The organism is Microbacterium sp. CCNWLW41 (genome assembly GCF_037083505.1).
Map to the genome: position 1 here is coordinate 1,003,914 of NZ_JBAOJP010000001.1, position 21,645 is coordinate 1,025,558.

20 protein-coding genes and 1 riboswitch are annotated in these 21,645 nt (G+C 73.5%); of the genes, 12 read left to right on the top strand and 8 right to left on the bottom strand.

The window, feature by feature from the left end:
• Positions 1 to 2 precede the first annotated feature (2 nt).
• Positions 3 to 1,526, bottom strand: coding sequence for a flavin-containing monooxygenase (locus V6R91_RS04445; RefSeq protein ID WP_336394373.1), 1,524 nt, complete (start codon positions 1,524 to 1,526; stop codon positions 3 to 5).
• A complete protein-coding gene (gene cofG, locus V6R91_RS04450) occupies positions 1,523 to 3,916 on the bottom strand; it encodes a 7,8-didemethyl-8-hydroxy-5-deazariboflavin synthase CofG (protein ID WP_336394374.1) in 2,394 nt (797 codons plus the stop codon). Before cofG ends, V6R91_RS04445 begins: the two co-directional genes overlap by 4 nt.
• Before the next feature lie 104 nt (positions 3,917 to 4,020).
• Here cofG and V6R91_RS04455 point away from each other — a divergent pair, with 104 nt between their 5' ends.
• Positions 4,021 to 4,485 carry a hypothetical protein gene (locus tag V6R91_RS04455; RefSeq protein WP_336394375.1) on the top strand — a complete coding sequence of 155 codons (465 nt, stop codon included), beginning with the start codon at positions 4,021 to 4,023 and terminating at the stop codon, positions 4,483 to 4,485.
• Between the two features lie 36 nt (positions 4,486 to 4,521).
• Here the strand turns inward: V6R91_RS04455 and V6R91_RS04460 are convergent, their stop codons facing one another.
• Positions 4,522 to 5,343 (bottom strand): ABC transporter permease, encoded by an 822-nt coding sequence (locus tag V6R91_RS04460; protein ID WP_336394376.1) that lies wholly within the window; start codon positions 5,341 to 5,343, stop codon positions 4,522 to 4,524.
• Entirely contained in the window at positions 5,340 to 6,953 is a 1,614-nt protein-coding gene (locus V6R91_RS04465) for an ATP-binding cassette domain-containing protein (RefSeq protein WP_336394377.1), read from the bottom strand. Before V6R91_RS04465 ends, V6R91_RS04460 begins: the two co-directional genes overlap by 4 nt.
• A gap of 148 nt (positions 6,954 to 7,101) precedes the next feature.
• Here V6R91_RS04465 and V6R91_RS04470 point away from each other — a divergent pair, with 148 nt between their 5' ends.
• Genes V6R91_RS04470 through V6R91_RS04485 form a run of 4 tightly spaced genes read left to right on the top strand, consistent with a single transcriptional unit; the run spans position 7,102 to position 10,553 of the window.
• Positions 7,102 to 8,175, top strand: a complete 1,074-nt coding sequence (locus V6R91_RS04470) for an enoyl-CoA hydratase/isomerase family protein (protein WP_336394378.1) — start codon at positions 7,102 to 7,104, stop codon at positions 8,173 to 8,175.
• Positions 8,176 to 8,193: 18 nt separating this feature from the next.
• Positions 8,194 to 9,015 (top strand): LssY C-terminal domain-containing protein, encoded by an 822-nt coding sequence (locus tag V6R91_RS04475; protein ID WP_336394379.1) that lies wholly within the window; start codon positions 8,194 to 8,196, stop codon positions 9,013 to 9,015.
• Entirely contained in the window at positions 9,012 to 9,581 is a 570-nt protein-coding gene (locus tag V6R91_RS04480; RefSeq protein WP_336394380.1) for a hypothetical protein, read from the top strand. Before V6R91_RS04475 ends, V6R91_RS04480 begins: the two co-directional genes overlap by 4 nt.
• 45 nt (positions 9,582 to 9,626) lie before the next feature.
• The gene (locus V6R91_RS04485) at positions 9,627 to 10,553 is read left to right on the top strand and encodes a DnaJ domain-containing protein (protein WP_336394381.1); all 927 of its coding nucleotides are present in this window, start codon (positions 9,627 to 9,629) and stop codon (positions 10,551 to 10,553) included.
• 9 nt (positions 10,554 to 10,562) lie between these two features.
• On the opposite strand, the gene V6R91_RS04490 is transcribed toward V6R91_RS04485, so the two are convergent.
• Positions 10,563 to 11,240, bottom strand: a complete 678-nt coding sequence (locus tag V6R91_RS04490; RefSeq protein WP_336394382.1) for a FadR/GntR family transcriptional regulator — start codon at positions 11,238 to 11,240, stop codon at positions 10,563 to 10,565.
• A 75-nt stretch (positions 11,241 to 11,315) separates the two neighbouring features.
• Here V6R91_RS04490 and V6R91_RS04495 point away from each other — a divergent pair, with 75 nt between their 5' ends.
• Complete coding sequence (locus V6R91_RS04495; protein ID WP_336394383.1) at positions 11,316 to 12,164, top strand: amidohydrolase family protein; 849 nt, start codon at positions 11,316 to 11,318, stop codon at positions 12,162 to 12,164.
• Between the two features lie 134 nt (positions 12,165 to 12,298).
• Here V6R91_RS04495 and V6R91_RS04500 read toward each other — a convergent pair whose 3' ends face one another.
• Together V6R91_RS04500 and V6R91_RS04505 are read right to left on the bottom strand one after the other, a co-directional pair.
• The gene (locus V6R91_RS04500) at positions 12,299 to 13,060 is read right to left on the bottom strand and encodes an SDR family NAD(P)-dependent oxidoreductase (protein ID WP_336394384.1); all 762 of its coding nucleotides are present in this window, start codon (positions 13,058 to 13,060) and stop codon (positions 12,299 to 12,301) included.
• The gene (locus V6R91_RS04505; RefSeq protein WP_336394385.1) at positions 13,057 to 13,917 is read right to left on the bottom strand and encodes a fumarylacetoacetate hydrolase family protein; all 861 of its coding nucleotides are present in this window, start codon (positions 13,915 to 13,917) and stop codon (positions 13,057 to 13,059) included. Before V6R91_RS04505 ends, V6R91_RS04500 begins: the two co-directional genes overlap by 4 nt.
• Before the next feature lie 134 nt (positions 13,918 to 14,051).
• Here V6R91_RS04505 and V6R91_RS04510 point away from each other — a divergent pair, with 134 nt between their 5' ends.
• Genes V6R91_RS04510 through V6R91_RS04520 form a run of 3 tightly spaced genes read left to right on the top strand, consistent with a single transcriptional unit; the run spans position 14,052 to position 16,730 of the window.
• Complete coding sequence (locus tag V6R91_RS04510) at positions 14,052 to 15,347, top strand: enolase C-terminal domain-like protein (protein WP_336394386.1); 1,296 nt, start codon at positions 14,052 to 14,054, stop codon at positions 15,345 to 15,347.
• 7 nt (positions 15,348 to 15,354) lie between these two features.
• Positions 15,355 to 16,302, top strand: coding sequence for an aldo/keto reductase (locus tag V6R91_RS04515; protein ID WP_336394387.1), 948 nt, complete (start codon positions 15,355 to 15,357; stop codon positions 16,300 to 16,302).
• 14 nt (positions 16,303 to 16,316) lie between these two features.
• Positions 16,317 to 16,730, top strand: a complete 414-nt coding sequence (locus V6R91_RS04520) for an RbsD/FucU family protein (protein WP_336394388.1) — start codon at positions 16,317 to 16,319, stop codon at positions 16,728 to 16,730.
• Positions 16,731 to 16,784: 54 nt separating this feature from the next.
• Here the strand turns inward: V6R91_RS04520 and V6R91_RS04525 are convergent, their stop codons facing one another.
• Positions 16,785 to 18,563, bottom strand: a complete 1,779-nt coding sequence (locus V6R91_RS04525) for a D-alanyl-D-alanine carboxypeptidase family protein (RefSeq protein WP_336394389.1) — start codon at positions 18,561 to 18,563, stop codon at positions 16,785 to 16,787.
• Positions 18,564 to 18,600: 37 nt separating this feature from the next.
• Positions 18,601 to 18,712, top strand: a riboswitch (TPP riboswitch).
• On the opposite strand from V6R91_RS04525, the gene V6R91_RS04530 reads away from it, so the two are divergent.
• The 3 genes from V6R91_RS04530 (at position 18,703) to V6R91_RS04540 (ending at position 21,628) form a co-directional block, all read left to right on the top strand.
• Positions 18,703 to 19,347 carry an ECF transporter S component gene (locus V6R91_RS04530; RefSeq protein WP_336394390.1) on the top strand — a complete coding sequence of 215 codons (645 nt, stop codon included), beginning with the start codon at positions 18,703 to 18,705 and terminating at the stop codon, positions 19,345 to 19,347. (Overlaps the previous riboswitch by 10 nt.)
• A 2-nt stretch (positions 19,348 to 19,349) precedes the next feature.
• A complete protein-coding gene (locus V6R91_RS04535; RefSeq protein WP_336394391.1) occupies positions 19,350 to 20,825 on the top strand; it encodes an ABC transporter ATP-binding protein in 1,476 nt (491 codons plus the stop codon).
• The gene (locus tag V6R91_RS04540) at positions 20,822 to 21,628 is read left to right on the top strand and encodes an energy-coupling factor transporter transmembrane component T family protein (RefSeq protein ID WP_336394392.1); all 807 of its coding nucleotides are present in this window, start codon (positions 20,822 to 20,824) and stop codon (positions 21,626 to 21,628) included. The genes V6R91_RS04535 and V6R91_RS04540 overlap by 4 nt, the downstream gene beginning before the upstream one ends.
• Positions 21,629 to 21,645: the final 17 nt, after the last annotated feature.

Below are 21,645 nucleotides of genomic sequence, written 5' to 3' on the forward strand. Positions count from 1 at the left end.
TCTCAGCGGGGAACGGGGGCGGGTTCGGGCAGGAACTCCGAGCCGTCGGCTCGGGCGATGCGCGCGCGGAAGGCGTCGACGGTGCCCGGCCACAGCAGCGTGAGCCGCCCCGAGCGCTCGTCGACGTACCAGTTGCGGCATCCGCCGGTCATCCAGCGAGTGGATGCCGCGGCCCGCGCGATCTCGGCGGTGTACGCGCGCTCGGCCTCGGGGTCGACGCGCAGCACGCGTCCGCCGCGGTCGTCCAGCACGCGCGCGACGTACGCCGCCTGCTCCTCGATCATGAGCACGGAGGAGGAGTGGCCGAGCGACGCGTTCGGGCCGTTGAGCACGAAGAGATTCGGGAACCCCGCGACGACGGTCGAGGCGAACGCCGTCATGCCGCCCGACCAGTGCGCGGCGAGCGTCGTGCCGTCCTCGCCGGCGACGAGCTCGGCGTAGGGCTGGCGGGTCGAGGCGAAACCCGTCGCGAGGACGAGGGCGTCGGCCTCGTGCCGCGAACCGTCGGAGCCGACGAGCGTCGAGCCCTCGACGGACGAAAGCGCGCCGCGGACGAGCGAGACCGCCTCGGAGGCGACCGCGGGGTAGAAGTCGTCCGACAGCAGCACGCGCTTGCAGCCGAACGCGTAGTCCGGCGTGAGCGCGGCGCGCAGCGCCGCGTCGGGGACCTGTCGCTCGAGGTGTGCGCGCGCGACGGCCTCGGCCTCGGCCGCGGCGTCGGAGTCGCCCGATCGCGAGGCGAAGCGCGCCTCGCCCTCGGCGTACAGGTCGGCACGCAGCGCCTCGAGCGCCTGCGGAGTCGCGGCGAACCGGGCGCGGTCGGCGTCGGAGTACGAATCGCCGCCGCGCGGCACGATCCAGGCGGGCGTGCGCTGGAAGAGGGTGACGTGCGCCGCTGTGCGGGCGAGCTCGGGAACGATCTGGATCGCGCTCGCCCCGGTGCCGGCGATCGCCACGCGGGCGCCGTCCAGCTCGGCGGAATGGTCCCACCGGGCCGAGTGGAACAGCGGGCCCGGGAAGGTCTCGAGTCCGACGATCCGGGGGATCGAGGGCTCGGTGAGCCGCCCGCACGCGAGCACGAGCACGTCGGCGACGATGACCTCGTCCCCGCGGTCCTCGTCGGGCGCGTCGCCGTGATCTGGCGTGCCGGGCCACGTCCCGGACGAGCCGGTGCTGATCCGCCAGAGGCCGAGCGCGGCATCCCACTGCGCCCCCCGCATCGCGGTGCGGAGCCGCAGGCGGTCGCGCAGCCCTTCCGCGTCGACGACATGCTCGAGATACGCCCGGATCTCGTCGCCCTTCGCGTAGGTGCCCGACCAGGACGGGTTGGGGTGCGCCGCGAAGCCGTAGAGGTGGGAGGGCACGTCGCACGCGATGCCGGGGTACGTGTTGTCGCGCCACGTGCCGCCGACGGATGCCGCGCGCTCGAGCACCACGACGTCCTCGCGGCCCGCGCGACGCAGCGCCGACGCCACGCCGATGCCCGCGAACCCGGCACCGACGATCGCGACCTCGACGCGGGTCATCGGGCGACCTGACCGTAGGTGGTCGTGCGCAGGCGGAACGGCCGGAACAGTCGCGCGACCAGGGCGGCGGCATCCGTCACCGGCAGCTCGAGACCGTGCTCGATCCCCGCCTCGGGCTTGACGCGCCCGTCGAGCAGGGCGCCGCCGAGGTCGTCGCCGCCGGACTGCAGGAGGACGGCGGATGCCGCGCGCGCGACGCGCGTCCACGGGATCTGGACGTGCGGGATGCTGCCCGACAGCAGCAGGCGCGACACCGCCACCATCGCACGGTGCTCGTCGAGCACGGCGCGGCCCGGCACGAGCGGGACGCCCCCGGCCGGGCCCGGCAGCGGGATCGGCACGAACTCCGAGAAGCCGCCGGTCTCATCCTGGATCGCGCGGAGCCGCCGCAGGTGGGCGATGCGCTCGGCGGCCGTCTCGACGTGCCCGTAGAAGATCACGCTCGTCGAGCGGAAGCCCGCGCGGTGCGCGGTGGTGATGCCCTCGACCCAGCGGTCGATCTCGAGGTCCGTCGGCGCGACGAGCCCGCGGACACGCTCGCTCAGCACCTTGACCCCTGTACCCGGGACGGTGTCGACGCCCGCCTCGCGCATCGCCGAGAGGGCGCCGTCGAGGCCGAGACCGGTGCGGTCGGCGAGGTCCCAGACGTCCTGGGGGCGGTAGGCGTGGAGGTGGAGACCGGGTGCCGCCGCCCTCGCGGCACGGGCGATGTCGAGGTAGCCGGTCGGCTCGGCGTCGGCGTCGAGGCGGCCCTGCACGCAGAGCTCGGTGGCGCCCAGGTCCCACGCGTCGGCCGCGATGGCGCCGACGTCGTCGAGGGTGAAGGCGGCAGGCTCGCCCGTCGGCGCGGCGCGGAGCCCCGTCGAGGTGAGGTTGCGGTTCACGACGAGCGTGACGGCCTCGCCCACGGTGTAGCGCCGCACGTCGTCGGCGGTCGCGGCGAGCACGTCGAGGTCGTCGCCGGTCGCCCCCAGCAGCCGCACCCACTCGGCGTCGTCGAGGGTGAGCGGGTCGGCGGCCGCCGCCTCGGCGAGCCGCCGGACGCCCGGTCCGGGAGCTGTCGAGGCGCGACGCTCCTCCGCCTCCTGGACAGGGAGGCGGGAGGGCCGGACGGGCGCGACGGCAGGTGCGGCGGCCAGGCCGGTCCCGGCGTCCGCGAGGGCCGCCACGGCGGGGCGCAGGGCGGGGTCGATCCATGTCTCGGCTTCGAGCACGAACTCGGGCTGGGCCGTCAGGCGCTCGCGCAGGGCGAAGCCGAGCTCCGCCGTCATGCGCGCGAGGTCGTCGAGGTGCGGCCACGGCCGCTCCGGGTTCACGTGGTCGGCGGTGAGCGGCGAGACGCCGCCCCAGTCGTCGGCACCGGCGCGCACGAGCAGGCCGAACTCGCCGGCGTCCGACAGATTCGGCGGCACCTGGATGCGCATGCGCGGGCCCATCACGAGCCGCGCCACGGCCACCGCGGCGACGTACTCGAGCAGGTCGGCGTCGGGCGCCCCCTGCATCGCGGTGCGGGGCTTCGCGCGGAAGTTCTGCACGATCACCTCCTGCACGTGGCCCTGCCCGGCCACCTGATGCCGCTCGTGGGCGTCGCGGATGGCGACGAGCGATGCCGCGCGGTCGTGCTCCGTCTCGCCGATGCCGACGAGGATGCCCGTCGTGAACGGCACCCGCTCGCGGCCGGCCGCGTCGATCACCTCGAGTCGCACGGCGGGGTCCTTGTCGGGCGAGCCGAAGTGCACCTGCCCGGGCTCCTCGAAGAGCCGGCGCGACGTCGTCTCGAGCATCATGCCCATCGACGGAGCGGCCGGCCGCAGCATCCGCAGCTCGTCCTCGCTCATCACGCCCGGGTTGGCGTGCGCGAGCAGTCCGGTCTCGGCGGTGACGAGGCGGGCGATGTGGGCGACGTACTCGATCGTCGAGCCGAACCCGTGCTCGTCGAGCCACGCCCGAGCCTCGGGCCAGCGGTCCTCCGGACGATCGCCGAGCGTCAGCAGCACCTCCTTGCACCCCATCGCCTGTCCCTGCCGCACGACGGCGAGCACCTGCTCGGGTGACATGAAGGCGGGCTTGTGCTTCTTCAGCAGCTGACCCGGCGTGTCGACGAACACGCAGTAGTGGCACCGGTCGCGGCACAGCGTCGTCAGCGGGACGAACACCTTGCGCGAGTAGGTGATGACGCCGGGTCGGCCGGATGCTGCGAGCCCGGCGTCGCGCACGCTCCCGGCCAGTGCGAGCAGCCGCTCGAAGCGGTCGCCCGCCGCCCCCAGCAGCGCCTCGGCGTCGCCGACGTCCAGCCGGTCTCCCGCGGCCGCGCGCGCGAGCGCGGTGTCGACGGCGGCGGAGGGGGCTGCGGCGGCCGGGACGGTGACGGAGGGGGACACGACGGTCACCGACCCAGTCTCGCACCGTGCGTGCACCGCGAGGGCCGCGGATCGTTGCCCTCCCGTAAGCAAATGAGCCGGGTTCTCACCGGAGCCGCTGGCAGACTAGTGCCATGGTGACGCTGCTGCTCGACTCGACGCAGCTCGAGGTGGTGCTGTCGCTCTCCGAGCGCGCGCTGTCATTCCGCAAGGGGAATGTCGTGATCGAGCGCTCCGCGATCACCCGTGTGCAGCTGACGGACGACGCGTGGACGTGGCTTCGCGGCTACCCGAGCCCGGGCTCGTACGTGCGCGGCGTCATCGCGATGGGAACCTGGCGCTCGGCGGGCGGCGACGACTTCGCGCTGATCCGCCGCCGGCGCCCGAGCGTCGTGATCGATCTCGAGGGCCACCCCGAGTTCCAGCGCATCATCCTCACCACCCGGCACGGTCTCGCCCTCGTGCAGGCGCTGCGGGTCGACCTCGACGAGGAACCCGCTGACGTCGCCGAGATCGCGGCCGAGACCGGCACCACGCCCGTCATCCCCGAGAAGAAGCCGCGCAGCCGCAAGACCCCGGCCACAGCGCCGGCGGTCTGACGAGCGCCGCCGAGGCCACCGCCCGGAGCCGGCGCGTCAGCTGACGTCGCGGCGCCAGCTCACCAGGTGCCCGAGCACGACGAACACGACGGCGTAGCCGAGGAGCACGAGCCCGCCGACCCACCACTCGAGCTCGGAGGCCCCATCGGCCTGCGGCATGCCGGCGTTGTACACGCTCGCGCCCACCAGCGCGTCGCTCGCCGCACCCGGGAGGAACCGCGTCACGTCGGACAGGCCCTCCACGAACGCGGCCGCGGCGCGCCCGATCGGCTCGATGAACTGCGTGAAGACGAGCACGCCCACGATCGCCCCGACCTGGTTGCGCACGAGGGCTCCGACGCCGACGCCGATGAGCGTCCACAGCACGAACGCCAGCAGCATCCGCCCCATCATCGCCCACGTGTCGGATTCGCCCAGCATGGTGTCGATGCCGAACCCCGCGAGGAAGGCCGCCGACGTGCCGACAGACGCGATCACCCCGATGACACCGAGGAGCAGGCCGATCAGGGCGGCCACGGCGAGCTTCGCGGCGAGCACGCGCCCGCGCCGGGGCGTCGCGAGGAAGGTCGGTGTGAGCGTCTTGTGGCGGAACTCCGCGGTCACCATGAGCGTCCCGACGAGCAGTGGGAAGACGTATCCGACCGCGGTCGCTGTGCTGTACAGCGTCGCTGCGAGCCCTTCCTCGGGCAGGGGCGGCGCGTTCCCGGGGAGCGATCCGGTCGCCGCCGCGGCGTAGATGAAGCCGAGGGCGGCGGCGGTCACGGCGATGTACGCGAACAGCACCAGCGCGAGGATCCACCAGATGCTCGTCGAGAACAGCTTCGTGGTCTCCGCGCGCGTCGCGGCGGTGAGGCTCATCGCTCATCCCCTTCGTCGTGGCGGGATCCGTCGTCGTCGGCAGCGTCGGGGGAGGTGACGGATGCCGCATCCTCGCCGTCGTCGCCCGGTCCGGCCGTGTCGTCGGGGAGGGGTTCGGGACCGCCCTCGCCGGCCGGTGCCGGCTCGGCGGCGCCGTCGCTGTCGTCGAAGGCCGCGAAGAACGCGTCCGCCTCGAGGTCGGACTCGGTCTTGACGAAGCGCTCCCAGGGGCGGTCGTCGGCATCCGGGGGCTCGGGTGCGGTCAGCTCGTCGTCCACGGCGGCGATGGCCTCGACGTCCGGGTCGGCGTCCACCGGCGCCCACGGGTCGTCTTCGGGCGCGTCGGCCCCGGTGGCGGGCACGATGTCGATCACGCCCGTGCCGGCGACCGCGTACGCCGCCGTGCTCGCGTCCGGCCGCGGCGTCTCGGGCTGCTCCGCCTCGGGCTGCTCCGCGTCGGGCTGCTCCGCGTCGGGCTGCTCCGCCTCGGGCTGCTCCGCCTCGGGCTGGTCGGCCTCGGGCTGCTCCGCCTCCAGCTGCCCCGACACGGGTTCCGCCGCCTCAGGCTGTTCGGCCTCGGGTTCCGTTGCCTCGGGCTGGTCGGGTTCGGGTTCCGCAGCCTCCGGACGTCCGGGTTCGGGCTCCGCAGCCTCCGGCTGCGCAGCGGCGACCGCCGCGACCGCCGCGACCGCTGCGACCGCTGCGCCGGTGTGCACGCGCGCGCCGTTCACGAGATCCAGGAACACCTCCTCGAGCGCCGGACCGCGGCGGTGCAGCGTCGACAGCGCGATGCCGGACGCCGCGGCGATGGCGCCGATCGCGACGGTGTCCTGTCCGCGCACCGTGAGGCCCGACCGCAGCACTTCGAAGGGCACGCCGGCGGAGCGAAGGGCCGCGGTGAGCGCCTCCCGATCGGGGGCGTCGACGACGGTCGCGTGCTCGGCCGTGTCGGCGAGCTCGTCGACGGAGCCCTGGAACACCAGCCGGCCGCGCGCGATGATGAGCAGCGCGTCGACCGTCTGCTGCACCTCGGCCAGGAGATGGGAGGAGACCAGCACGGTGCGCCCCTCGGCGGCGAGCTGCCGGAGGAAGCCGCGCATCCAGCGGATTCCCTCGGGATCGAGGCCGTTGGCCGGCTCGTCGAGCACGAGCACGCCGGGGTCGCCGAGCAGGGCATAGGCCAGCCCGAGGCGCTGGCGCATGCCCAGCGAGTAGCCGCCGACCTTGCGGCCCGCGGCATCCGACAATCCGACCAGGCCGAGCACCTCGTCGACGCGGCCCCTGGCGATCCCCGCGGCCTGCGCGTAGATCGTCAGGTGGGCGGCGGCCGTGCGGCCGGGGTGGAAGCTGGAGGCCTCGAGCACCGCGCCGACCGCGTGCAGCGGCCGATCGAGGTCGGCGTAGCGCCTGCCCCCGATGGTCGCGCGCCCGCCGGTCGCGCGGACGAGGCCGAGGAGGATGCGCAGCGTCGTGGTCTTGCCGGCCCCGTTCGGTCCGAGGAAGCCCGTCACCCTCCCCGGTTCGACCTGGGCGGTGAGGCCGGACACCGCCGTGACCGCGCCGAAGCGCTTGGTGACATCGGAGAACTCCAGCAACTGGCCATCGGGCATGCCTCACCCTCTCGTGGTCGTGAGCGAACACCCCGTTGGGGCTGGGACGGGCCGCTCCCTTGCGGACTCAAAGCAGAACTGCGTCCCATCCTGGCGGAAATCCGGTTCCGGCGTGGAACGAGTTCGCCCGCCCGGTAACGTTGCGACCGTGACCGACCCCGTCGACGCCGCACCCGAGCCGCCCGTCCTGGTGAGGGCGAGCGGCGGTCTCGGTCGCCTCACTCTGAATCGCCCGCGGGCGATCAACGCCCTGAACCTCGACATGGTCCGCCGCCTGCACGAGACCCTCGACGCCTGGGAGCACAGCAGCCAGGTGGACGCCGTGCTCCTGGACGGCGCAGGAGAGCGCGGGCTCTGCGCGGGCGGCGACGTGCGTGGACTGGCCGAGCAGGTGACCGGAGGGCGCGTCGAGGATGCGGCGCTGTTCTTCCGCGAGGAGTACGCGCTCAACGCCCGCATCGCCGAGTACCCGAAGCCGTTCGTCGCGGTCGCCGACGGGATCACGATGGGCGGCGGCATCGGCGTCGCCGGGCACGCGCGCATCCGCATCGTCACCGAGCGCTCGAAGCTGGCGATGCCCGAGACCCGCATCGGCTTCACACCGGACGTCGGCGGCACCTGGCTGCTCGCGCACGCCCCGGGCCGCGTGGGGGAGTACCTCGGGCTCACCGGCGCCGTGATGGACGCCTCGGACGCGATCTACGCCGGCTTCGCCGACCATCTCGTTCCCCACGAGCACCTCCACGCGCTGCGAGACGCGCTCCAGACGCGGGCCGATCCGTCGACGCCGACCGAACTGGTGCTCCTCTTCGACGAGACGCCGGCCCCGTCCGGGCTTCAGGACGCGCGCGCCTGGATCGACGACGCGTTCGCCGCCGACACCGTCGCCGGGATCATCGAGCGGCTGCGGGCCCGGCCCGAGCCCGAGGCATCCGCCACCGCCGACCTCCTCGGCGAGCTGTCGCCGACCGGGCTCGCCGTCACCCTTGCCGCCATCCGCGCCGCCCGGAAGCTGCCCGGCCTCAGAGAGGCCCTGGAGCAGGAGTACGGGCTGGTCATGTGGTTCGCCACGACGCAGCCCGACCTGCCCGAGGGAATCCGGGCGCAGGTCATCGACAAGGACCGCTCGCCGCGCTGGCAGCCGGCGACCGTGGCCGACCTGCCGCCGGATCTCGCGGCATCCGCTCTCGCCCACCGTCCCGACGTGCCGCTCTGGGGCTGAAGGACTGTAGGGGGGATCATGAGCAGCCGGCGACGCGCCTACTCCCTGGGGGTCGCGATCGGCTGGTTCTTCTTCGTCTTCGCGGGGATGGCGGCGCTGTGGCTGGCCTACCTCAGCTTCACCGAGACCTTCCAGGTCGGATGGTGGGGCATCCCGTTCTTCATCGCGTTCTGGGTGCTGTTGGCGTATCTCGTGCTGCCGCGGCTGCACCGCATCCTCACCACCATCTACGTGCCCGACTACTTCATCGGTCGGACGCGCACCAGCGACGGCCTGCTCGGCGACCCCGTGAACCTGGCGTTCCTCGGCACCGGGCAGCAGATCGAGGCGGCGATGCGGGCGGCGGGCTGGACGCCCGCCGAGCCCGTGACCCTGCAGTCGTCGTGGCGGATCATCACGTCGACGCTCGCCCGGCGCAGCTACGACGAGGCTCCGGTGAGCCCGCTGTTCCTGTTCGGGCGCCAGCAGGACTTCGCCTACCAGCAGGAGGTCGACGGCAATCCCTCCCAGCGTCACCACGTGCGGTTCTGGCGCTGCCCCGACGGCTGGCTGCTGCCGGGCGGACGTCGTGTCGACTGGCTGGCGGCGGGCACCTTCGACACGAGCGTCGGGCTGTCGCTGTTCACCCTCCAGGTCACCCACCGCATCGACGCCGACACCGATGTCGAGCGCGATCACATCGTCCGGACGGTGACGGATGCCGACCCCCGCGTGGCGGTGGACGTCATCGCCGACTTCGCCACGGGCTATCACGCGCGCAACGGCGGCGGCGACAGCATCCGCACCGACGGCGACCTGCCGATCGTGGACGTCCGGGCGATCCAGGAGGTGACTTCGTGAGCGCGTCGACACCGCCGCCGGAGCACCCGCCGGCGCCGAACAAGCGCCCCGCCTTCGAGCCGCCGGGGCGGCTGCTCAAGCCCACGGGCTACGACCCCGACATGCCCCGCCCTGCGACGATCATCGCCGGCACGGCGCTCGTGCTGCTGCGCGTGGTCGCAGGAGTCGTGGTTCTCGGCAGCCTCGCGATCGGCTGGGAGGGCATCATCGCCGATCCCGACATCGTCCTCGACGGCTTCGACCCGTCCCCGGAGGGCACGCACGCGGCGCTGTGGTTCCTGCTCGCCGCCGGCGGCACCGTGCTGCTCATGGACCTGCTGCTGGCGATCCTGGTGTACCGCGGGCACAACTGGGCGCGGGTCGTCGTCATGGTCATCGCCGTGGGCTCGATCAGCACATCCTTCTTCGCGTGGTGGGTGCAGGGGCAGGAGATCACGCTGGACAGCACCTTCGTGTCGCTGAGCCTGGACATCCTCGTCCTCCTCGCGCTGTCCAGCCGCAGCGCCGCCGCCTACGCGCGACGCAACGAGCATCGCTGGGAGCCCGTCCAGGCAGGCGTGTCGTAACCTGAGTCCCGCCGCGGGGCGCGGCGGAACCTGCGGGGAGGATGCGTGTTCGACAGTCCGCTCTCGGCGTCGGCGTACGAGGTGCTCGCGGTCGACCCCGGTGTCGACGAGGAGACCCTGCGCCGGGCGTACCGCCTGCGGCTGCGCCAGACGCATCCCGACACCGGCGGCGACGCGGCCGTGTTCATCCAGGTGCAGCGCGCGTGGGAGCTCGTCGGCACGCCCGAGGCGCGCGCGGCGTACGACCGCGGCCACGGCTTCGGCGAGACGGCGGCGCCGGAATGGTCGGAGTGGCGCCCGCCCGCGGCGCGCACCGACACCCGGCCTCGCGCCCGCTCCTACGGGCACCCCGGCGGTTGGCGGCGCGAGCGGTACCTCACGCTCATCCGCGAGTGGGCCGGTCGCGGCGTGACCGTCGAGGATCCGTACGACCCGGCGCTCGTGCGCTCGGCGCCGGTCGGCCTCCGCCGCCTCCTCGCCGACGCGCTCGCCGAGGAGGCCACCGCGCGCATCGTGGCGGACCTGGGCATGGGCTACACCGTCTGGCACGACGTCGCCGCCGCCGGACGGGACGCCGACCCCGACGCGAAGATCGACCACATCGTGCTCGGGCCGAGCGGGCTGTACGGCGTGCTCTCGGAGGACTTCGGCGGGCCGGTGTCGATCCGGCGCGGCGAGTTCGTGGGCGACGGCGTACCCGGCACCCCGATCGCCGAGCTGCTCGGCCGCATGCGGGTGGTCTCGCGTGCGGCCGGCGTGCGCTTCAGCGGCGCGATCGTCGTGCTGCCCGACGAGGACGTGCTCGATCCCATCGTCGAGATCGGGAAGGTGCGCGGCGTGCGCGTGGCGGTGACCTCGCGCAGTGCGCTCAGCACCGTGCTCCGCCGCGGGATCACGGGCGCCCGCGACATCGGCGGCAACGAGGTGTTCGACTACCGCACCCGGCTGCAGCAGACGGTGCGCTTCGCGTAGGCGGCGGGCTCAGGCGTCGCGCGCCTGGCGCAGCCAGCGCTCGATGCCCGCGATGTGCACCTGCGCGGTCGAGACGGCGAGCTCCATGTCGTGGTCGGCGATCGCGTCGAGGATCGCGCGGTGCTCGGCGAGGGTGCGCTCGACCGCGCCGGCCTGGGTGAGGCCGCGCCACACGCGGGCGCGCACCGTCTGGCTCGTGAGGCTCTCGAGGAGGCTCTCGAGGTAGGTGTTGCCCGCGAGCCGCGCGATCTCGCTGTGGAATCGCATGTCGTGCTCGACGAGCGACTCGATGTCGGTGTCGGGCGCCATCGCGCCGATCTCCGCGTCGAGGGCCGCGATGTCGTCGTCGTCGGCCCGCTGGGCCGCGAGCCCGGTCGCGTGCGACTCGAGCAGGCGCCGCACGGCGAAGATCTCCAGCAGCGAGTCGTCGTCGTGCAGGTCGACCACGAACGAGATGGCCTCGAGGAGGAGCTTCGGCTCGAGGCTCGTGACATACGTGCCGTCGCCGCGGCGCACGTCCAGGACGCGGATCACCTCGAGGGCCTTCACGGCCTCGCGCATGGAGCTTCGCGACAGGCCGAGCCGTTCGGCGAGGTCCTTCTCGGGAGGCAGCCGCGATCCCGGCGAGAGCTCGCCGCGGACGATCATGTCCTTGATCTTCTCGATCGCTTCGTCGGTGACGGCCACGCGTTCATCATAGACATCGGATGTCATCGCGGGCGGATGCCGCACCCCGTGCCCGTGCACGGCAGAATGGGGCACATGCGAGTCGTGGACGCACACCTCCATCTGTGGGACCCCGCGGTCCTGTCGTACGACTGGCTGGAGGGGCCGCTCCTCCGATCATTCGGGCCCGCCGAGCTCGACACGGCGATCGCCGAGGCGCCGGATGCGGCCTACGGCTTCGTGTTCGTCCAGGCGGAGTGCGCGCCGGAGCAGTCGCTCGCCGAAGTGGACTGGGTCGCGGCGCTGGCCGGCCGCGTCGGGGTCCGCGGCATCGTCGCCCGCGCCCCGCTCGAGGACCCGGAGGCGACGCGCGAGCACCTCGCCGCCTATGCCGATCGACCTCTCGTCGTCGGCGTTCGGCGACTGCTGCAGTCCGAGCCGGCGGGGTTCTCGGCGACGCCGGGGTTCCGCGAATCGGCGCGGGCCGTGGCATCCGCCGGTCTCGTCTTCGACGCGTGCGTGCGCTGGACGCAGCTGCCCGACATGGTGGAGCTGGCCGACGCGGTGCCCGAGCTGACGATCGTGCTCGACCACCTCGGCAAGCCCGAAGTGGGGTCCGCCGAGGCGCCGGACCCCGCCGACGGGACACCGTGGGCGGAATCGCTGCGCGACCTCGCCCGCCGTTCCAACGTCGTGTGCAAGCTCTCGGGGCTCCCGGCCGAGGCGCAGGGCGCGTGGGCGGCCGCCCAGCTGACGCCGTTCCTCGACGTGGCGCTGGACGCCTTCGGGCCCGGCCGCCTGCTGTTCGGAAGCGACTGGCCGGTCTCGGGCCCGTACGGGCGCTGGGCCGAGACGGTCACGACGTGGCTCGACGAGCGTGTCGGCGAGCACGGCCGTCACTCCGTGCTCGCCGGCAACGCCGAACGCGTCTACCGTCTGGCGTGACCGCCCCGCGCGTGCCGTGCGCCCGGGCGTCACCGCCCGTCTCTCGCACCTCTCCGACAGGTCAACCGGGGTTCTGCAGGACGTTTCGCCTGGATTCCCTCCTGTGGAGGCCCGGTTGACCTGTCGGGACGGTTTCAGGACTGCGCGGGGCGCAGCCGGAGTCCCGACATGCCGCCGTCCACCTCGATGAAGGTGCCGGTGGTGGAGCCGGACAGGGGGCTCACCAGGTACAGCACCGCTCCGGCGACCTCGCCCGCCGAGACGAGGCGGCCGTGCGGCTGACGCGCCTCGAGGGCGGCGCGCTCGGCGGCCGGGTCGGGCGCGCTGTCGAGCAGCCTGGCCACCCACGGCGTGTCGGCCGTGCCGGGGTTCACGGCGTTGACGCGGATGCCTTCGCGCACGTGGTCCGCGGCCATGGCGCGCGTCAGCGACAGCACGGCGCCCTTTGAGGCGCTGTACAGTGCGCGCTGCGGCAGGCCCGCCGTCGCGGCGATGGACGAGGTGTTGCAGATCGCGGCCGCGGGGGACCGGCGCAGCCACGGCAGGGCGGCGGCGGTGACGCGCGCGATGCCGGTGACGTTGATCGACAGGACGCGCGCCCACTCCTCGTCGTCGTTGGCGGCGATGTCGCCCTGCGCGCCGATGCCGGCGTTGTTGACGAGGATGTCGATGCGGCCGAACCGCTCGCCCACCTCGGCGACCGCGCGGTCGACCGCGGCGCGGTCGGACACATCGGCGGCGAAGGCGGCGAACCGGGGGTCGGCGCCCGAGGTGTCGCGGTCGAGGATCGCGACCTCGGCACCCTGATCGGCGAGCGTCGCGGCGATGGCGGCGCCGATGCCCGACGCGCCGCCGGTCACGACGGCGACCAGGCCGTCCAGCTGCGAGGCGCTCATCGGGCCGCCTCCCACGCTGTGAACTCCTGGCGCTGCGCGCCGAGGCCCTCGATCTCGATGTCGACGACGTCGCCTGGGGCGAGGTAGGGGAAGCGCCCCGACAGTGCGACGCCCTCGGGCGTGCCGGTGAGGACCAGGTCGCCGGGCTCGAGGGTCAGGAACTGCGACAGGTGCCACACGATGTGGTCGACGGGGAAGATCATGTCGGCGGTCGACGAGTCCTGGCGCGGCTCGCCGTTGACGCGGCTGCGCAGGCGGAGCGCCTGCGGGTCGACCTCGTCGGGGGTGACCAGCCACGGCCCGGTCGGGTTGAAGCCGGGCGCGCACTTGCCCTTGGACCACTGCCCGCCCGACACCTCGAGCTGGAAGGTCCGCTCCGACACGTCGTTCGCGGCGACGAAGCCGGCGATGTGCGCCGCGGCGTCGGCGGCCGAGTCGAGGTAGGCGGCGCGGCGCCCGATCACGATGCCGAGCTCGACCTCCCAGTCGGTCTTCTCGCTGCCGCGCGGGATCGTGACGGGGTCGTACGGGCCGACCACCGTGTTGGGGGTCTTGAGGAACATCACCGGCATGCTCGGCGGGGCGGAGCCGGACTCGGCCGCGTGCGCGGCGTAGTTCATGCCGATGCACACGACGGCGCTCGGCCGGGCGATCGGGGCGCCGACACGCAGGGCGTCTGCGCCCGCCAGCACCGGGAGCCGCCCCTCGGCGATCGCCGCGGACGTGCGGCCGACGGGGTCGTCGGCGAGGAATCGGCCGTCGACATCGGATGTGAGCGGGCGCAGATCGAGGTGACGGTCGCCGTCGAGGACGACGGGGATCTCGCTTCCAGGCTCGCCGAGGCGCGCGAACTTCATTGCTCTCCTGAACTCTCGTGCGGGGCGGCGTCCGTGCCGTCGTGGTCCGCGGGGCGTGATTGACAGTATAGACATCCGATGTTTACACTGCGAGCGGTCCGTAACAGCGGATCCAGACATTCAGGAGCCGCCCCGTGAGCCGCATCGTCGCCTTCGAGACGACCGACATCCGCTTCCCGACGTCGCTGAGCCTCGACGGCTCCGACGCCATGAACCCCGACCCCGACTACTCCGCCGCCTACCTGCGGGTGGTGACGGATGCCGCCGACGACGTCTCCGGTCACGCCTTCGTCTTCACGATCGGCCGGGGCAACGACGTGCAGGTCGCGGCGCTCGACGCGCTCGCCGCGCATCTGGTCGGACGCGAGCTGGAGCCTCTCCTCGACGACATGGGCGCGACGAACCGCGAGCTCATCGGCGACTCGCAGCTGCGCTGGCTCGGCCCGGAGAAGGGCGTCATGCACATGGCGATCGGCGCGGTGGTCAACGCGCTGTGGGACATCAAGGCCAAGCGCGCGGGGCTGCCGCTGTGGCAGCTGCTGTCGAGGATGTCGCCGGAGGAGATCGTCGGACTGGTCGACTTCCGCTACCTCACCAACGCCCTCACGCCCGAGGACGCGCTCGCCATCCTCCGTGCCGCCGAGCCCGGCCGGGCGCAGCGCGAGCAGGAGCTCCTGGCGACCGGCTACCCGGCCTACACGACGAGCCCCGGCTGGCTCGGCTACTCCGACGAGAAGCTGGCCCGGCTGTGCCGGGAGGCGATCGCGGACGGCTTCGGGCAGATCAAGCTCAAGGTGGGCGCGGACCTGCAGGACGACATCCGCCGCTTCCGGGTCGCCCGCGAGGTCTGCGGGCCGGACTTCCCGATCGCCATCGACGCCAACCAGCGGTGGGAGGTGTCCGAGGCCATCGCGTGGGTGAACGCGCTCGCCGAGTTCCGGCCGGCCTGGATCGAGGAGCCCACGAGCCCCGACGACGTGATCGGCCACGCGGAGATCGCCCGCGGCGTCGCCCCGATCCGCGTCGCCACCGGCGAGCACGCCCAGAACCGGGTCATCTTCAAGCAGCTGCTGCAGGCCGAGGCGCTGTCGGTCATGCAGATCGACGCCGTCCGCGTGGCCGGTGTCAACGAGAACATCGCCAACCTGCTGCTGGCCGCGAAGTTCGGTGTGCCGGTGTGCCCGCACGCCGGCGGCGTGGGACTGTGCGAGGCGGTGCAGCACCTGTCGATGTTCGACTTCGTCGCCGTCAGCGGCACCCGCGACGGCCGCATGATCGAGTACGTCGACCACCTGCACGAGCACTTCGTCGTGCCGACCGACATCCGCGGGGGCGCGTACATGGCCCCGCTCGCACCCGGCGCCGGCATGGAGATGAAGGCCGAGAGCCGCGCGGCCTACGAGTGGGAGGTCGCCCGTGCGGCCGTCTGAGTCCCGGGTGCCGGCGCTGCCCCGCCTCGGCTACGGTGCGGCGAACATCGGCAACCTGTTCCGCGAGGTCACCGACGATCAGGCGTGGGCGATCCTCGACGCGGCGTGGGAGAGCGGCATCCGCTACTACGACACCGCGCCCCACTACGGGCTGGGGCTCTCGGAGCGCCGCCTCGGCGCCTTCCTGCGGACGAAGCCCCGGGACGAGTTCGTCCTCTCGACCAAGGCGGGACGGCTGCTGCGTCCCAACCCGGACGACGACGGCGGGCTCGACCTCGCCAACGACTTCCACGCGCCGACGACCGTCCGCCGCGAGTGGGACTTCTCGGCGGACGGCATCCGCGCGAGCCTCGACGAGTCGCTCGAGCGGCTCGGACTGGACCGCGTCGACATCCTCTACCTGCACGATCCCGAGCGACATGACCTCCAGCTGGCGCTGCGCGAGGGGTTCCCCGCCCTCGAGCAACTGCGCGGCGACGGCGCCGTCGCCGCGATCGGCATCGGCTCGATGGTCGCCGACGCGCTGGCGGCTGCGGTCGAGCAGGCCGATCTCGACGTCATCATGATCGCCGGCAGGTACACCCTGCTGGAGCAGCCCGCGGCCGACGCGGTGCTGCCGGCCTGTCACGACCGCGGGACCGGCGTGGTGGCGGCATCCGTCTTCAACTCCGGCCTGCTCGCGAAGGAAGAGCCGAGCCGGGACGACCGGTACGAGTACGGACGGATGCCGGACGCGCTGTGGGACCGGCTCCAGCGCCTCCTCGCCGTGTGCCGGGCGCACGGCGTCGCCCTCCCCGCCGCGGCGGTGCAGTTCCCGCTCCGCGACCCGGCGGTGCGCTCGGTCGTCGTCGGCGGGAGCCGCCCGGAGCAGCTGCGGCGCAACGCCGAGCTGATGGAGGTCGGCATACCCGCGGGCCTGTGGGAGGATCTGGCCGCCGAAGGACTCATCCGCTGACGAAAGGACCCCTCATGCTCGAGGGCATCGACCCCCTGCTCACCGGCGAGCTTCTGCTGCACCTGGACCGCATGGGTCACTCCGATGCGATCGTGGTCGCCGACGCGCACTTCCCGGCATGGGCGGTGGGCACCCGCGTCGTCGACCTCCCCGGCACGACGACGCCGCAGGTCGTCGCGGCGGTGCGCACGGTGCTCCCGCTCGACGACGCGCCGGCGCTCGACCTCATGGCGTCGGCCGACGGCGAGGTGCTCGACGTGCAGCGCGAGCTCGCCGCGGCCGCCGGCACCGACGCTCCGCGCTACGTCGACCGGTTCGACTACTACGAGCTGGCGAAGAAGGCCTACGTCATCGTGCGCACGGGTGAGACGCGCAAGTACGGCAACGCCCTGCTGCGCAAGGGTGTCGTGGGACATCCCTCCGCCTGAGCGGCGACGGCCGGCGGCACCCGGCCGCTGCCAGCCGGCGGCTCGGCGCTGTCGTCAGTCGTTCAGCCCGAACAGATCCAGCGGGTGAGTGAGGCGCCACCACGGCGACGGGTCTGGTACTTCCTCCGCCAGGCGCAGATCCACCGTCGCCTCGTCGAGCGGGCCGGTCACGGTCAAGGATCCGACCACATCCCCCTCGTCGCGGGCGTCGCCGAGGTCGTAGGTGGTCGCGACCGCGCCCGTGCCGCCGTTCCACAGCACCACCGACGCGTCACCGGCCGCGAGGATGTCGACGTCGTCGCCCCAGCGCGTCTCGACGATGCCGGCGACGGTCCCCGCCGTCACCGAGGGCTTCAGCTGCAGCTCCTGCTCGAGCTGAGAGTAGATCGCACGCGAGGCGGCGAGCCGGGACTCGTCGTCCGGCTGGCCCAGCACCGAGGCGTAGAGGCGCACCGTCGTGTCGCCGATCGCGACGTCCTTGGCCGACAGCAGGTTCCACTCGTCGAGCGTGCCGGTCTTGATCCCCACGACCCCCGGGTCCGCCAGCAGCTCGTTGGTGTTCTCGACGAGGCCCGCGCCCGGCAGCTCGGTCGACTGCTTGGCGACGATCTCGGCGATGACCGGGTGGGCGAGGGCCTTCTGCGCGAGGGTGATGAGAGCCTCGGGTGAGGCGCTGTTGCGCGGATCCATTCCGGTGGGCTCGACGACCTGGACGCCCGTCACGCCGTGCGCGGCCAGCCACTCGGTCGCAGCCGCCGCGTAGACGGCGTCGGACGGCCACAGGTTCTGCGCCAGGCGATCGGCGTAGTTGTTCGCCGAGCCGATGAGCATGCCCTCGAGCATCTGGTACTCGGTGAGGGTGCCGCCCACGGGCACGTCGAGCGCCGACTCGCCGCGGGCGCGGTACTGCCAGTACCGGTAGTTGTCGGAGGCGCTGAAGCGGAACTCGGGGCCGGTCTCGCCGAGCGCGAGCGGCATCTCGTCGAGGACGACCAGGGCGGTCACCACCTTCGTGATGCTCGCGATGGCTGACGGGTCGGGCGACGACGTGAGGAGGCCCGGGATGCCGCCGACCGCGGCCGCCGCGCTGCCCTGGGCGGGCCAGACCGGCACCGCCGCGGGTGCCGCCTCCGGCTGCACCTCGATCGCGGTGACCGTCGGCGCGACCGCGTGCAGGGGCCACAGCAAAGTCGTCGCGGAGTACGCGCCGACCAGGCCGGCGATCACCAGCGTCGGCACCAGCACCCCGGGACGCAGCGGCGACTGGCGCGGCGGGTCGGCGAGCAGGCTCGGCTCGACGGCGACGTACGGCGTCGACGCCGCCACGAGGTCGCCCGGGGTCGAGCCCGCGGCGAGCGTCGTGTCATCGACCCACGCGAGCGCGGTCCGCCCTCCCGTCGCGGTCGCGGCCTCGGCGGAGACCGGGTCGCCCGTCGGCGGGCCCGGCTCGGTGGCCGCGGGGGGTTCGCTCGGCTGAGCGGCCGCGGCGGGTTCGCTCGGCTGAGCGGCCGCGGCGGGTCCGCTCGACTCGAGAGCGGCGACGGCGCCCCCGAGGGGAGGGGTCAGCGTGGTCCCGGGCGGCTCGAAGACGGGCACCGTCGGCGCCGCGACGGCCGTGGCGCCGCCGAGGGGCACGGTCGCGATCGTCGCGGGCACGAGCGGGACCTCGTCGGGCGCCGTGTGAGTTCCGGGGTGCGACGAATCGGCCGCGCCGCCGGTGGGCATGGTCAGCGTCCCGCTGTCGGCCGGATCCTCGGGGGACCCGCCCGGCACGGCCCTCGACCGCGTCCGATGCGCACGGCGCGTCGGTGCGGGAACGTCATCGGGGGTCACGCACCCCAAAATACCCGTCATAGCGGCGGTATACTCGCCATACGACCACGGGAGTCCGGTGAGCCGGGCTGAGAGGAAGCGAACCACGCTTCGACCGTCGAACCTGATCCGGATCATGCCGGCGCAGGGAGGAGTTCACATGCACGCATCCACGTCCGCATCCACCCCCGTTGCGGCCACCTCGGCGAACGCCCGCAGTCTGCGGTGGCGCGTCGTCGACATCGTCGTCGCCGCCGTCCTCGGCGTCGCCATCGGCCTCGTCTTCTGGGCCTGGAACACCGTCGGCTACGCCTGGTTCACGGCGATGGACGGACTGACCCCCGGCCTCGGCGGCCTGGCGGTCGGCATCTGGCTCATCGGCGGCGTCATCGGCGGCCTCGTGATCCGCAAGCCCGGTGCGGCGCTGCTCGTCGAAGTGATCGCGGCGATCGTCTCGATGCTCATCGGCAACGTGTGGGGGGTCTCCACGCTCCTGTCGGGGCTCGTCCAGGGACTCGGAGCGGAGCTCGTCTTTGCCCTCTTCCTCTACCGGCGCTTCACGCTGCCGGTCGCGATGCTCGCCGGTGTCGGCGCCGCGGTCGGGGCGTGGGTGTTCGAGCTGTTCTACGGCAGCTCGCCGAACATCCTCAAGACGCTCGAGTTCAACACGATCTACCTGATCTCGCTCATCGTCTCGGGCGCGCTGCTGGCCGGGCTGGTCGGCTGGCTCGCGGTGCGCGCGCTCGCCGCGACGGGCGCGCTCAGCCGCTTCGCCGCCGGACGCGAAGCGCGCCGCGAGGTCTGACGATGCCGGGCACCCGTCCTGGCCGCATCACCGCGGCGGGCTGGGGGTGGCGCTACGCCGGGCGGCGCGCGCCGGCGGTGCGCGACATTACCTTCACGATCGAGCCGGGTGAGCGCGTGCTGCTGCTCGGCGCCTCGGGCGCGGGCAAGTCGACGCTGCTGGCCGGGATGGCGGGGCTCCTCGGCGGCGCCGACGAGGGTGACGAGACCGGCTCGCTTCTCATCGACGGCGAGCGCGCCGAAGCGCACCGCGGACGCGTCGGCCTGGTGCTCCAGGACCCCGACGCCGGTGTCGTGCTGGCCAAGGTGGGCGACGATGTGGCGTTCGGGCCCGAGAACCTCGGGGTGCCGGCGGCCGAGATCCCGGCGCGCGTGACCGAGGCCCTCGATGCGGTGGGGCTGCGCGTCCCGCTCGGCCGGCCCACCAAGGCGCTCTCCGGTGGCCAGAAGCAGCGCCTCGCGCTGGCCGGGGTGCTCGCGATGCGCCCGGGCGTGCTCCTGCTGGACGAGCCGACCGCGAACCTCGACCCCGACGGGGTGCGCGAGGTGCGCGCGAGCGTCGAGCGGGTGCTGGCCGAGACGGGGGCCACGCTCGTGGTGATCGAGCACCGCACCGCGGTGTGGGCCGATCTCATGGACCGCGTCATCGTGGTCGGCGCGGACGGCGGACTCCTCGCCGACGGCACCCCGGCCGACGTGTTCGCCCGTCACGGCGCGGACCTCGCGGCCGCGGGGGTCTGGGTGCCGGGGATGCCCGTCGACCTGCCCGTGCTGCCCGCCGCTCAGCCCGACGCGGCGGCGGCGCTGGCGGCATCCGCTCTCTCCCTCTCGCGGGACGGGCGGTCGATCGTGCGCGCCGGGCTCGACCTGACCGTGCCCCGCGGCGCGGCGACCGCCATCACCGGGCCCAACGGCGCCGGCAAGTCCACGCTCGCCCTCACCCTCGCAGGGCTGCTGCCCGAGGCGGCGGGGGAGGTCGTCGCGGCCCCCGAGCTGGCGGGGCGGTCGGGGCGCCGCCCGTCGCGCTGGACGTCGCGAGAGCTGCTCACCCGCATCGGCACGGTGTTCCAGGAGCCCGAGCACCAGTTCCTCGCCTCGTCGGTGCGCGACGAGCTCGCCATCGGCCCGCGCTCGCGCGGCGTCGATGCGGCGGCCGTCGACGTGATCGTCGACGAGCTGCTCGAGCGGCTGCACCTCGCCCCGCTCGCCGCGGCGAACCCGTTCACGCTGTCGGGCGGGCAGAAGCGCCGGCTGTCGGTCGCCACCGTGCTCGCCGACGCGCCGCCGGTCATCGTGCTCGACGAGCCCACCTTCGGGCAGGACCGCCGCGGCTGGATCGAGCTCGTGCAGCTGCTGCAGTCCGAGATCGCCGCCGGCACGACGGTCGTCGCCGTCACCCATGACGAGGACGTGCTGCGCCACCTCGGCGGCCATCGCATCGAGCTCGGCGCCCCCGTCCCGGCCGGGGCTCGGCCGTGACCGCGGTCGAGGCGCGCGAGGGCGTCCCGGAGGCGACCGCCGAAGCGCGCGCGTGGCTGGACGGCGTCAACCCGGTCACCCGGATCGTGCTCGCGCTGCTGCTGTCGGTGCCGCTCCTCGCCTCGATCGACGTCACCAGCTCGCTCGTCGCGATCGCGCTGCAGCTCGTCTGCATCCCGCTCACCGGCCTCGCCGTCGTGACCGTGCTGATGCGGATGCTGCCGGTCCTGGTCTTCGCGCCGGTCGCGGGGGTGAGCATGCTGCTGTACGCCGAGCCCGGGGGAACCGTCCACTGGTCGTTCTGGTACGCGACGATCAGCGACGACTCGATCGCCCTCGCCGTCGCGGTGTGCCTGCGGGTGCTCGCGCTGGCGCTGCCCACCATCCTCCTCTTCGGGCGCACCGACCCCACCGAGCTCGCCGACGCGCTCGCCCAGGTGGCGAAGCTGCCGAGCCGGTTCGTGCTCGGCGTGCTGGCCGGCACCCGCACGTTGGGGCTCTTCCTCGACGACTGGCGCAGCATGCAGCTGGCCCGCCGCGCGCGCGGGGTCGGCGACACCGGTGCCGTCCGCCGCTTCCTCTCCATGGCGTTCGTGCTGCTGGTGTTCGCCGTCCGCCGCGGCACGAAGCTCGCGATGGCGATGGAGGCACGCGGTTTCGGGTCCGGCATCCCGCGCACGTGGTCGCGCCCGTCGCGCCTGCACGCACGGGACGCCGTGGCGCTGGCGGGCGGTGTGGCGATCATGGCCGCGGCGATCGGCGCCGCGGTGGCCGTCGGCACCTTCCGCTTCGTGTGGTCCTGACACCCGGTCGGCGGCGA

Coding starts and splice junctions, on each gene's coding strand:
- V6R91_RS04465 (WP_336394377.1), bottom strand. CDS start 6,953: ATGCCCGATGGCCAGTTGCTGGAGTTCTCCGATGTCACCAAGCGCTTC.
- V6R91_RS04460 (WP_336394376.1), bottom strand. CDS start 5,343: ATGAGCCTCACCGCCGCGACGCGCGCGGAGACCACGAAGCTGTTCTCG.
- V6R91_RS04495 (WP_336394383.1), top strand. CDS start 11,316: ATGCGAGTCGTGGACGCACACCTCCATCTGTGGGACCCCGCGGTCCTG.
- V6R91_RS04445 (WP_336394373.1), bottom strand. CDS start 1,526: ATGACCCGCGTCGAGGTCGCGATCGTCGGTGCCGGGTTCGCGGGCATC.
- V6R91_RS04500 (WP_336394384.1), bottom strand. CDS start 13,060: ATGAGCGCCTCGCAGCTGGACGGCCTGGTCGCCGTCGTGACCGGCGGC.
- V6R91_RS04475 (WP_336394379.1), top strand. CDS start 8,194: ATGAGCAGCCGGCGACGCGCCTACTCCCTGGGGGTCGCGATCGGCTGG.
- V6R91_RS04520 (WP_336394388.1), top strand. CDS start 16,317: ATGCTCGAGGGCATCGACCCCCTGCTCACCGGCGAGCTTCTGCTGCAC.
- V6R91_RS04455 (WP_336394375.1), top strand. CDS start 4,021: ATGGTGACGCTGCTGCTCGACTCGACGCAGCTCGAGGTGGTGCTGTCG.
- V6R91_RS04505 (WP_336394385.1), bottom strand. CDS start 13,917: ATGAAGTTCGCGCGCCTCGGCGAGCCTGGAAGCGAGATCCCCGTCGTC.
- V6R91_RS04530 (WP_336394390.1), top strand. CDS start 18,703: ATGCACGCATCCACGTCCGCATCCACCCCCGTTGCGGCCACCTCGGCG.
- V6R91_RS04535 (WP_336394391.1), top strand. CDS start 19,350: ATGCCGGGCACCCGTCCTGGCCGCATCACCGCGGCGGGCTGGGGGTGG.